The organism is Actinomadura monticuli (assembly GCF_041463655.1).
Classification (GTDB): domain Bacteria; phylum Actinomycetota; class Actinomycetes; order Streptosporangiales; family Streptosporangiaceae; genus Spirillospora; species Spirillospora monticuli.
This window is the reverse complement of the sequence record NZ_JAXCEI010000002.1, coordinates 25,573-38,231: the sequence shown is the minus strand read 5'-3', so window position 1 is coordinate 38,231 and position 12,659 is coordinate 25,573. Positions and strand designations below refer to the sequence as shown.

Genomic DNA, 12,659 nt, shown 5'->3' with positions numbered 1-12,659 from the left:
CTAGATGTCGCAAACGTCCGGCTACACGTTGCCGTACCGCTCGCTGGGCGGCCTGATCGGCGACGAGGAGATCGGGGTGCTCCAGGAGGTTCTGACCTCGGGGGAGCCGCTCTCCCAAGGACGGTGGAGGGAACGGTTCGAGGGCGCCTTCAGCGCCCTCCTCGGAGTCAGGCACGCGCTGTCGGTGACCAGCGGCACCGTGGCGCTGGAGATCGCGATCCGGCTGCTGGAGCTGGCTCCGGGGGACGAGGTGATCACCAGCCCGCAGACCTACCAGGCCACGGTGCAGGCGCTACTCGGCACGGGCGTCCACGTTCGGTTCTGCGACGTGGACGCCGACACGCTGAACATCGACCCCGCGCTGCTCGGCGCGGTGGCCACCTCGCGGACCAGGGCGATCATCCTCGTTCACTACGGAGGCCTGCCCGCGGCGATGAACGAGATCATGAAGTTCGCTCGGGCCCACGGCATCCTGGTCGTCGAGGACTGCGCGCACGCGCTCGGCGCGCTGTACGAGGGCAGACCGCCGGGCGCGCTGGCCGACATCGGCTGTTTCAGCTTCCACTCGTCGAAGACGATCACGACGCTGGGTGAGGGCGGCATGATCACGTTCGACCGGGACGATTGGGCCGAGCGGGTGCGCCGGATCAGAGGCAACGAGTGCGACGGCGTCTATCGCGAGACCGGTGGCCGGCTCACCGAGGTGCCGAAGGCGCTCTACCCAGGTCTTGCCTACACCCATGACTGCCTCCGCCTTCGCGCCCCGGGAACGAACGCGACGATGAGCGAACCCGCCGCCGCGGTGGGCCTTGTGCAACTTCGGCGCCTGGCCGCGCTGAGCGCGCGGCGCCGGCGTGTGGCCGAGCGGATCGACGCCCATCTGGCCGCGGGCGCCACGTTCCGTCCCCAGGTCACGCCCGCGGGCTCCGTGCACGGGCATCACCTGTACACGTGCTTCGTTCGCCCGGGCAGTGGAGTGGATCGGGACGCCCTGGTGAGAGCGCTGGAGGAGCGCGGCGTGGAGGTTTGGCTGCGGTACTTTCCGCTGCACCTGCTCCCCGAGTGGCGCGCCCGGGGGCACGGCGACGGCGAGTGCCCGGTCGCCGAGCGCGCCTGGTTCGACGAGCAGCTCAACCTGCCGTGCCATCCGGGCATGACCGACGGCGAGCTGGACCGGATGCTCGCCGTCCTCGACGAGGCGGTCGCCGCGGTACGGCCCCGGAGCGGTACCCATGTGGAGTGAGAAGACCGATGACCGGGTCGAGGTCCCGTCGTTTGCGCAGGAGCGCTTCTGGTTCCTGGAGGACCTGGCCGCGGGAAACGCGGCGCACACGACCCAGCAGAGCTACCTGATCGAGGGCGAACTCGCGGTCGACGCGCTGACCGCCGCGCTGACCCGGCTCGTCCGCGAGCATGAGCCCCCGCGGTCCCGCTACGCGCTGGTCAAGGGCGAGCTGCGGATGCTCATCTCCGCCGACGGTGCCGCGGATGTGCGGTACCTGGACGTCTCCGCCGACCCGGACCCGGAGGCCCAGGCGCGGGCGCTGGCCATCGCGGACGCCTTCGCTCCCTTCGACCTGACACGCGGGCCGCTGCTTCGAACCCGGCTTCTCCGCACCGGTGCGCTCCGGCACGTGTTGATCCTCACCGCGCACCGCTCCGCCTTCGACGAGTACTCCTTCGGGATCGTCGAACGGGAGCTGGCGGCCGGATACGCGGGCGCGGCCCCCCGCCGGGCCCCGTCGTACGCGGCGCAGGCGCGCCGGCAGCGCGCGGGGGGTGACGACGACCTGGCCTACTGGCGGGACGCGCTCGCGGGAGCGCCCGACGCGCTCGACCTGCCCACCGACCGGTCCCGGCCGCCGGTGCCCTCCTACCGGGCCGCCGAGGTGACCTTCGAGGTCCCGGCGCCATCCGCGTGGCCGGGCACCGCAGGTGACGTCGCCCTCGCCGCCTTCGCAGCGCTCCTCAGCCGCCATACGCGCGCGGCGGAGATGGTGGTCGGGGTCCAGACCGACGGCCGCGCCGAGCCGCCGCTCGCGGACATGGTGGGCAATCTCGGCGGCCATCTGCCCGTACGGATCGACACGGGTGGCGGGGCCACCCTCGGCGATCTCGCGGAGAGGACGGCTCGCGCCGTCGCGGAGGCGCGCGCCCATCGCTCCGTTCCCTTCGACCGGATCGCGCTGGAGCTCACGCACAGCCGGGACCTGAGTCGGCATCCGATCTTCCAGGTGTCCTTCGGTCATGCCTTCGCGCCGTCGGAGCCCGCCCTGCCCGGATTGGAGGTCCGGCGGCTGGACACCAAGGTCCGGTGGAGCCGAGTGGACCTTGAACTCCGTGTCGTCGAGCATACTTCGGGTGCGCTGACCTGCAGGTTCATCTATGCCGAGGATCTCTTCGAAGCCGAGACCGCGAACCGGCTGGTCGCGCACTACCGGACGTTGCTGGATGCCTTCGTCGCACGTCCTGACATCCTGCCCGGCGAAGTCGCCCTGCTGACGCCCGCCGAGCGGCGACTCGTGTTCGAGTCCTGGAACCCGCAAGAGCCCCGGTTGCTGACGGATCTGACCATCTCGGAGCTGTTCGAGGCCCAGGTGCGCAGGACGCCCGATGCGGTGGCCGTCGTCTTCGGCGAGTGCCGGCTGACCTACGACGAGCTGAACGTCCGGGCCAACAGGCTCGCGCGCCGTCTCGTGGCCGAGGGAGTCGGGCCCGAGGTGATAGTCGGGCTGTGCCTGCGCCGGGGGATTCCGCTGGTGGTGGCCGTCCTGGCGGTCCTGAAGGCGGGGGGTGCCTACCTGCCTCTCGATCCCGGGAACCCGCCCGCCCGCAACGAGTACATGCTGGCTGATGCCACGGCCGCCTTCGTGCTCACCGAGCGGGCGCTCGCGGCGACTCTGCCCGAGACCCCCCGCATCGTGCTGGAGGAGGTGGCCGCCGAGGTCGCCCTGTGCCCTGGCGGCGACCTCGGCCGCCGATCCGGCGCGGATTCGATGATCTACGTGATCTACACCTCGGGTTCGACGGGGCTGCCGAAGGGGGTCGTCATGACCCACAGGCCCCTCACCAACCTCCTCGGCTGGCAACTCGCCAGGACCTCGGTGGCGGGGCCGACACTGCAGTTCTCCTCGATCGGCTTCGACATCTCGTTCCAGGAGATGTTCGCGACCTGGCTCGCGGGCGGCGAGCTGGTGCTGCTCGCCGAGGAGGACCGGGGCGATCCCGAGCGGATGCTGGAGGTCATGCGGCGGGCCGGCGTCCGCCGGCTGTACTGCCCGCCGATGGTGCTGGAGCAACTCGCCCAGGCCGCCGACGGCGACCTTCCACCGCTCGCGGAGATCGTCACCGCCGGAGAGGTGCTGCACCTGACTCCGGCGGTACGGCGCTTGCTGTCGAGGCTCGACGGTGTCGTGCTCGACAACCAGTACGGGCCGACGGAGGCCCATGTGATCACCGGGCACCGGATGACCGGTCGGCCGGAGGACTGGCCGGTGCATCCGCCGGTCGGTGGTGCGGTGAGCAACACCAGGGTCTATCTCCTCGACGAACGTGGCGAGGCGGTCCCGGTCGGAGGCGTCGGCGAGGTCCATGTCGGCGGGGTGTGCCTCGCCCGCGGCTACCTCGGACGCCCTGACCTCACCGAGGAGCTGTTCCGGCCCGACCCCTATTCGCCCGGCGGGCGGATGTACCGCACCGGGGACCTCGCCCGCCGGCACAACGACGGCACGCTGCAGTTCCTCGGCCGAGTGGACGAACAGATCAAGATCCGCGGCTACCGGGTCGAGCCCGGTGAGATCGAGGCGGCGCTGGCGACCCATTCCGCGGTCGTCGACAGCACCGTCCTGCCCGTCATGCATGACGGCGACCGGCGGCTCGTCGCCTATCTCGTGCTCGCGCCCGGCACCGGCGTGACCGCGGCGGAGCTGCGGGCCCACCTCCGGCTGACGCTTCCCGAGTACATGATGCCCACGTCTTTCGGCGCCGTGGACGCCATCCCGCTGACCGCCGTCGGCAAGACCGACCGGGCGCGGCTGCCCGATCCGTCCTCGTGCGGGCTGGACCAGGACGGGGTGCCCGGCCCGAGCGGTGACGTCGAGGAGGTGCTGACCGGCATCTGGCGGGAGGTCATCGGCGCCGCCGACATCGGGCCCGACGACGACTTCTTCCAGGTCGGCGGGCACTCGCTGCTGGTCGCCAAGGTGATCGGCCGGATGCGGGAGCGGCTCGGCGTGCAGATCCCGTTCCGGGCGCTCTTCGAGCACAGCACGGTCGCCCGGCTCGCGGCCTTCACCACCGCGCGGCTCGCCGAAGGCGCACCGCCGGCGGAGACGTCCGGCCCCATCGCCGCGGCCGAGCGCCGGACTGCGCCGCTCGCCCCGCTTCAGCATGGTGTCTGGCTGCTGCACCAGATCCATCCGGACTGCGTCGCCTACCACATGCCAGTCTGCTTCGAGGTGTCCGGGCCGCTCGATCCAGACGTGCTCGACCAGGCGTTGACGCTGCTCGCGGGCCGGCACGCGACGCTGCGTACGGGGTTCGGCCTCGGGGCGGACGGTCCGGAGCAGCGGGTGACCGGGCCCGCGGGCGGCGGGTTCCAGGTCGTCGACCTGCGCCATGTGCCGGCCGCGGAACGGGACGCGGTGCTGCGCACCCGGATGGACATGGCGGTCGGTACGCCGTTCGATCTGACCCGGCCGCCGCTGTGGCGCGCCATCCGCTACCTGACCGGGGAAGACCGGCAGGTCCTCCTGCTCGTCATGCACCATCTCATCACCGACGGCTGGTCGATGGAGATTCTCAAGCGTGACCTCTCGGAGGCCTATGCGGCCCTGCTCGCGGACCGGGAGCCCGCCTGGGCGGTCCAGCGGTTGCAGTACGCGGATCTCGCGGTGTGGGAGGCGGGAGCCGAGGCCGGGGAACGGAACCGGGAGGAGATCGCCTTCTGGCGCGGCCGGCTGCTGACGGAAGCGGCGCCGCCGGTCCTGCCCGCCAAGGCGGAGCCGCCGGACTTCGCCGGAGAGTCGGTGCTGGGGCGGCTCGACACGCAGACCTACCGGGCGGTTCGTGCGATCGCCGAGCGGGCCGGGACCACGCCGTTCAGCGTGCTGCTCGCCGCGTTCGCCCTGATCGTCGGCCGCTACACGGGTCGGCCGGAGGTCCAGGTGGGAGTGCCGCTCGTGGTCCGCGACCGGCCGGAGTCCGAGGACATCGTCGGCTTCCTGACCAACACGATGGTGCTGCGCCTGGACACCCGGAGCGCCGACTTCGACGATCTCGTCGCGGAGACGAGGGAACGTGTGCTGGAGATGCTCGGCCATCCGCATGTGCCGTTCGACGCGCTGGTCTCCGCGCTGGCCCCGGCGAGGGACGGGCGTCGCCCTCCGTTCTTCGACGTCTGGTTCAACCTGCTCAACTTCGACAGGCACCCGCTCGCGCTGCGGGGGACGCGCGTCCGTGAACTGCGCCTGCCGCCGGCCGGCGCACTGTTCGATCTCGGCGTCTACCTCCAGGAGGACGGCGCGGAACTGGAGATCGAACTCGTGTACCGGCCCAGCGCCTTCTCCGCCGACCGGGTCGGCGCCCTGCTCGGCCAGTTCATCGAGACGATCCGCCGGTTGAGCGCGGGCGAATCGCCGGATGCGGTCCGCTGTGCGCCTCCCCGCGAACCTCGAAGTGATTTCGCCCCGGTGCCCGGCACGACCCTGACGGACCGGTTCCGGGCGCTCGCCGTCGCCCACCCGGAACGGCCCGCCGCCGCGCACCCCGGCGGTGTCTCCTACGGTGACCTCGATCGCGCGGCCACCCGGCTGGCCCGATCTCTCACCGGCCTCGGCGCGGCCCCCGGGAGGGTCGTCGCGATCGTGGCCCGGCGCACACCGGACCTCCTGGTCGCCCTTCTCGCAGTTCGCGCCGCCGGAGCCGCCTTCGCCGTCCTCGACCCGGAGCTTCCCGGGGAACGTCTACGCGCCCGGCTCGGCCGGTTCGCCGCCCCTCTGGTCGTCGCGGTGGAGGGACTGCCCGATGCCCTGCGCGACATCCCGGCCGTCGACCTGTCCGGCGTGGCAGTGTCGCCGGACGCCGGCGTTCCCGCCCGTGCAGAAGCGGTAGCCGAAATCCCGGAGACGGCGGCGGCGGTGACCTTCACTTCGGGCACCGGAGGACGGGAGGCCGGGGCGGTCACGGAGGAGGGACCGGTGACGGCCTTCTTCACGTGGTACTCCGAGCGTTTCGGACTGGGCGGGCAGGACCGGTTCTCCGTGCTCGCTGGGCTGTCGCACGATCCGCTGTTGCGGGAGGTGCTGCTGCCGCTCTGGACGGGCGGGACGGCGTGCTTCCCGCCCGCGGCGGTGTACGCCGAGCCGGAGGCCACGGTGCGCTGGCTCGCCGAGTCCCGATGCACCGTCGTCCATCTGACGCCCGCGCGGGCCAGGCTGCTCGCCGCCGCCGCACGGGCCGCCCGCACCGCGGTGCCGTCCGTGCGGCTGGTCACGGTCTGCGGCGCGCCGATCAGTGCCGATGACCACCTCGCGCTACGCGCGGTGTTCCCCCGCGCCCGGCTCGCCGGTGGCTACGGGACCACCGAGACCCCCCAGCTCGCCGGACTCATCGACCTTGCGGACGCGCCGGCGCTCGGTCGCGGCGGGCCGGGGGCCGAACTCCTGGTGATGGCGGGGAACCAGGAGATCGCCGCGGTCAACGAGCTGGGGGAGATAGCGGTTCGGAGCCCGCACCTGGCCCTCGGCTACGTCGGCGAGCCGGAGCGGAGCGCATCGCGGTTCGGTCCCGACCCGGACGGCGCGCCGGGAATCCGCCTGCACTACACGGGTGATCTGGGTAGATACCGTCCGGACGGCACCGTGGATTTCGTCGGCCGCGCCGTCGGCGCGCTCACGCCGGACGGCGCCCGAGTCGACCTGTTCGAGGTGGAAGAGGCGGCGCGCGCCCATCCGGGAGTGACCGACTGCGCCGCGCTGGCCCGAGGCTCCCGGCTGCTGCTCGCGGTGTCCGCCGCGTCCGATCCGGCGCTCCCCGTCCGCCTGCGCCGGGATCTGGCGGGACGTCTGCCCACGACCATGGTTCCTGACGAGATCGTCCTCGTTGACCGGATTCCGTTGACGCCGAACGGCAAGGCCGATCCGTCCCGGCTCCCGCCGCGCCCCGGTCGGCCGGCCGCCGTGTCCGACGAGGGTGTTCTCGCGGCGGTCATGGCCCTGTGGTGCGAGGTCCTCGACCTGCCCGCCATCGATCCCGACACCCCGTTCTTCGCTCTAGGCGGGACGTCCCTCGGGCTGCTCCGCGTGCACCGTTTCCTGGAGGACCGCTTCGCCGCCCGCCTGACGCTGGCGGACCTGTTCCAGTACCCCACCGCTCGTGGCCTCGCGGCCCGCATCTGCGAGGGCACCGTGCCGGACGGCGGCCGGGCTGTTCTCCGGCGATCCGGCATCGGGCGCGCTCGGGTGGCCCGCCTCAGCGCTCGTTACGCGGCGCGTGTGGCGGTCCGCCCATCCTGACGAGGACATCGCTCAGGATGTGAGGTGCTCGCGCACCACCGCGGACAAGGCCGTGACCGTGGGGTGGTCGAAGACGGTGGCCATGCCGAGTTCGAGACCGTAGACGTCGCGGATTCCGTCCACCACCTGCATGGCGCTCATGGAGTCGCCTCCGACGTCGAAGAAGTCGGCGTCCGCGGTGAAGTCGGGGGAGCCGAGCGCCTCGGACCAGAGGACGCGGAGACGCCGCTCGATGTCGTCCGGAGCGCTGGGCGGAGGCGCCGGCGGATCATCGGGACGGTCCCGGCGGAGGAACCGGCGGCCGGTGGCGCGGACCTGGATCGGAGACACGATGTCCGCGCCGCTCTCACCGGTGCCTTCGAGCGGAAGGGGGGCGTCGCCGTCGAACGGGCGGACAAGGACGTGGGCGGGGGTGCGTGCCGCCAGAAGGTCGAGGAGCAGTCGCGCGCCCCGCTCCGGGCCGAGGCCGCGGGTGCCGGTCGGCGCCTGGGTCCGCGACGACTCATCGGCGAAGGCGGTGTCGACGGAGCACATCGTAAAGCCCTCGATCTCGGCGAGCAGCGTGCCGTCGAGCGCGATCAGCTCGATGTCGGCGGTGATGGAATGCTGGTCGGAGGACGTGCGGTGGATGCGGCTGAACAGTTCAGCGGGCAACGGGCCATGGAGGGCCAGGCGGCGGTAGCGGAACGGTATCCGGACACCGTCCCGTTCGGGCTCGCGCAGCGAGGCGGTCGCGGAATCCAGCAGCGCCGGATGCAGCGGATGGTCCCGCAGATCGGGGAGGAACGCCTCGGGTAGCGCCAGGCGGACGATCTTCGTTCCGTTCTGGTCTGACCAGACGCTCTCGACGTTCTGCCAGCGCGGCCCCAAGGTGAACATCCGGGGGCCCTGTCGGCCGGGGCCAGGCGCTGGACGCTCCGTCATCGCCGAGGTGAGATCGGCGACCGCTATGGGCGAAGTAGCGCCGAGGTCATCGAGTGCCCGGACGCAACCGCCCGCGTGGACCGTCCAGCCGGCGTCCTGCTGTGACTCCAGCCGGGAGACCACCTCGAACCGGTACCGGTCGCCGTCGCTGATGAAGCGAACGCGGACCTCACGGGGCTGGGCGGTCGCGAGTGCGCGGTTGAAGACGAGGTTCTCGAACTCCAGGGCCCCGTGGACGTCCAGCCGCTCGCGCGCCGCGCGGACCACCAGGTCGGCGATCCCGGCGCCCGGCAGCACCGGGGTGCCATCGAGCCGGTGCTCGTCGAGTACCCAGCTGGTACGAGCCGAGAGGATCGTGGCGTACTCGCCCGCGGCCGTCGCGTCAGGCTTGCCGGGAGGGGGCAGTTGGGAACTCGCCATACCCACGCTGTGCCAAGCGGGCCAGCCCACGCTGAGCATGCGGCCGAGCCGGCCCCGCACGGCGGCGGCGTGCGCGTCCAGGAAGCCGTTGGCGGCCGCGTAGTCGCCGCTGCCCACCATCCCGGTCAGCGCGGCGCGGCTGGAGAAGGAGACGAAGAAATCGAGCGGATCGGTGAGCGCCTCGGCCAGGCCCAGGGTTCCATGGATCTTCGGTCGCAACACCTCGTCGGCCTCGCTCCGGTCGCGCAGCGCGAGCATGCCCGCGCCCGGGAGCCCGGCCAGGTGGAACACGCCGTTGAGGGGGCCGAAGTGCGCCTTCGCCGTCGCCAGCAGGCGTGCCAGCGCCCGCCGGTCGGTGATGTCGCACGACTGCACGCGGACGCGCGCTCCCAGCGCCTCCAGTTGAGCGACGGCCTCGGTGAGCGCGTCGGCTCGGGCAGTGTCGTCCGGGCCCGGTGGAAGACCTGACCTGCCGGCGAGAACCAGCCGCGGCCGCAACCCGGTCGCCGCGAGCCCCCGTGCTACGGCGAGTCCCAGCCCGCCGAGCCCGCCGGTCAGCAGGTAGACGCCGTCCTGCCGCAACGGGGACGGTGCGGGGACCGGGACGTGGTCGAGTTCGCGGGGCACCCACCGGCGCCCCCCGCGCAGCGCGACGACGGGTTCCGGGTCGGCCACGGCCAGTTCGGCGGCGAGGTCCGCCTCGTCGGTTCCCGCCATGTCGACCAGCCGGACGGTGACGCCCGGCATCTCGGCGGCGAGCGTCCGGACCTGGGCGGGCAACGCCGCCTTCACCGGGTGCGCGGGATTCCCACCGGAAACATCCACTGCTTGCCGGGTGACGACGAGGATGTCCGGCGCACGTCGGCCGGACGCTCGCTGCGCCATCGCGGCCACCGCCGTGTGCAACCCGCGGAACGCGAGGTCGAGCTGGGCATCGACGGTCGCGGCGGTCACCGGCTGCCAGTCGTCGACGGCCAGGCCGTGCGTGAGGAGCACGGGGGTCCTGCCGGTCTCGGCGAGCCTGGCGAGCATCGCATCGAAATCGTCCCGGACCTCGGGCCGCAGGCGGAACTCGTGCGCGGCCTCGGCGTACCGGACACCGGGCCGGACCAGCACCACTCGGTACCCTCGCCGCTGCAGGGCCAGCACCAGCGGCATCGACTCGCCGACGTCGTCCGGTACGAGCGCCAGCGCCCACCCGAGGTCCGCCTCGTCGGCGTGCCTCGCGGGTGCCGGCCGCTCCGTCCAGGTGAGCACGGAGAAGGGGGACGCCGGCGGCGCGTCCGGCGCGGACCGTTCCGCCCCGGTGACCACGGGGGCCGGTGCGGCGGTCTCGTTCTCCCGGGGGGCCGCGGACTGCGGAGCCGCGGGACCCGTCTCGGGCGTGACCCAGTGGCGGGTCCGCTGATAGGGGTAGCCGGGGAGCGGGACCCTGCGCAGCGGCTCGTCCGCACGCAGCTCGGCCCACTCGACCGCATGGCCGAGGACCCATGCCGAGCCGACGGCGGTGAGCAGACCTCTTTCGTCATCGGCCACGGGGGGACCGGGGAGGACCGGAAAGGCCCGGGAGTCTCCGAGCCGCGGGTGTGCGGCGGCCAGCCCGCAGAGGGCAGTGCCCGGGCCGGTCTCCAGGAGCGTCCATGTTCTGTCGGCGAGCAGAGCGCCGAGTGCCTCCTCGAACCGGGCGGGGGTGCTTACCGACCGTGCCCAGAACTCCGGATCGGTCGCCGTGGAGGCGGTCAGCCGGCGCCCTCCCATCAGGCCCGAGTACACCGGGATCGCGGGCTCGCGCGGGCTCATCTCGGCGACAGCCGCTGCGAGGGAGGCCGCCGCGGATCCCGGCTCCTGCGTCAGCCGGCCGCGGATCTCGGCGAGCCGCGCGGCGTCGCGGGGGTCGAAGACCCCCGCCTGGGCCGCGGCGACGAGTTCGCCCAGCCCGTGGCCCGCCAGTGCCACGGGCCTCAGCCCAAGCCGTTCCAGCACGCGGGCCAGGGCGTATTCGACCGCGAACAGGAGCGGCTGGGCGTGGACGGCGGATCGGAATGCCGTGGCGTCGCCGTCCAGCCAGAGCTCGCGGAGCCGGGGACCGTCTTCCAGCCAGCCCAGTATCCGATCCATTTCCGTGGTGAAGACAGGGTTCACGCCGTACAGGCCGGCACCCATCCGGGCTTGTTGTGAGTCCTGGTCGGGGAACATGAACATGACACCGTGATCGGTCTCGGTCTCGGTGTCGGTGAGCGGAGGGGTGACCGTCCTTTCCGACCTCAACGCCACCGCGACCTCCGCGAAGTCGGACGCGATGACCGCCGCCCGGAGCGGGTGGGCGGTCCTGCCTCGCTGCAGGGTCGCGGTGGCGTCGGCGAAGGTCGCGGCGTCCGCGTCGGCGCAGTGGTCCGCGAGCCGGGCGGTCGCGTCGGCGAGTGCCTGCGGCGTCCGAGCGGACCAGACAACGATTCTGGGACGGCCGTCGACGGGGGAGCGGACCGGGACGGGAGCCTCACCGACCACCGCATGCGCGTTGGTGCCGCCCACGCCGAGGGAACTGAGTCCAGCCCAGCGCGGGCGCCCCTCCTCCCGGGGCCATGGATGCAGCGCGGAGGCCACGAAGAACGGGGTGCGGTCGAGCTCCAGCCTCGGGTTCGGCTTGCTGAAGCCGATGCTGGGCGGTATCTCGCCCGCGTCCATGGCCAGCGCGAGTTTCACGAGGCTCGCCACGCCCGCGGTGGGAGTGGTGTGCCCGATGTTGCCCTTGACCGACCCGATGGGGATCGAACCGGGGGGCAGCGGCCCGTCCGCCAGCGAGCGGTACGCCCGATCCAGAGCCGCGATCTCTATGGGGTCGCCGATCACCGTGCCGGTGCCGTGCGCCTCCACGTAAGAGATCTCCTGCGGCGAGACCTGGGCGATGTCCATCGCCTGGACGATCGCCCGGACCTGCCCTTCGACGCTCGGCGCCCCGAAACTCATCTTCTCCGAGCCGTCGTTGGTCAGCGCCGTTCCGTGGATCACCGCGCGGATGTGATCCCTGTCGGCGACGGCATCGGACAGCCGCTTCAACAGCACCACGCCCGCGCCGTCGGCGAAGACCGTGCCGTTCGCCGCCGCGTCGAACGGACGGCAGTGTCCGTCCCGTGAGCGGACGCTCCCCGGTCCCCATCTGTATCCCTGCCCGTAGGGCAGTTCCACGTTCGCGCCGCCCGCCAGAGCCATGTCGCAGTCGCCGAGCAGCAGTGACTGGCACCCCAGGTGCACGGCGACGAGTGAGCTCGAACAGGCCGTCATCACGGTCATGGCGGGCCCGCGGAGATCGAGTCTGTAGGAGGTGAACGTCGCCACATAATCGCTATTGTTGAGCACGAGCGTCGCGGCCTCGTGATGACGAAGGTCTCCGTTGACATACAGGTCGGTATACCGTGATTGGCCGGCAGCGCCGAATACGGCGATATCGCTGGTCATCGCGGTCGGGTCGAAACCACCGTCTTCGAGAGCAGCATGACTGACCTCCAGGAACAACTTCAACTGCGGGTCACTGGTTCGCGCCTCACGAGCCGTCAAGCCGAAGAATCCGGCGTCGAAATCTTTTAGCGCGGGTACGAGTCCGGCCCGCCGTACATAGTGCGGATCTGCGAGTTCTCGCTGGGTGACCCCATGAGCGAGCAGTTCGGCGTCGGTGCGCGTCGTCACCGACTCCCGGCCCGCGCGCAGATTCAGCCAGTAGTCGCGGGCGTCCAGCGCGCCCGGAAGCCGGGCGGCGACACCGATGATGGCAATCGCTTCCTGGGTGTTGGCCATGGCAGCACA

3 protein-coding genes are annotated in these 12,659 nt (G+C 72.0%); 2 read left to right on the top strand and 1 reads right to left on the bottom strand.

Annotation, left to right across the window (positions count from 1 at the left end; genetic code table 11):
* Positions 1 to 4: 4 nt before the first annotated feature.
* Positions 5 to 1,243, top strand: coding sequence for a DegT/DnrJ/EryC1/StrS family aminotransferase (locus tag SM611_RS04025; RefSeq protein ID WP_371947430.1), 1,239 nt, complete (start codon positions 5 to 7; stop codon positions 1,241 to 1,243).
* Positions 1,233 to 7,514, top strand: a complete 6,282-nt coding sequence (locus SM611_RS04020; protein WP_371947429.1) for a non-ribosomal peptide synthetase — start codon at positions 1,233 to 1,235, stop codon at positions 7,512 to 7,514. Before SM611_RS04025 ends, SM611_RS04020 begins: the two co-directional genes overlap by 11 nt.
* A 12-nt stretch (positions 7,515 to 7,526) precedes the next feature.
* Here SM611_RS04020 and SM611_RS04015 read toward each other — a convergent pair whose 3' ends face one another.
* The gene (locus tag SM611_RS04015; protein WP_371947428.1) at positions 7,527 to 12,650 is read right to left on the bottom strand and encodes a type I polyketide synthase; all 5,124 of its coding nucleotides are present in this window, start codon (positions 12,648 to 12,650) and stop codon (positions 7,527 to 7,529) included.
* Positions 12,651 to 12,659: the final 9 nt, after the last annotated feature.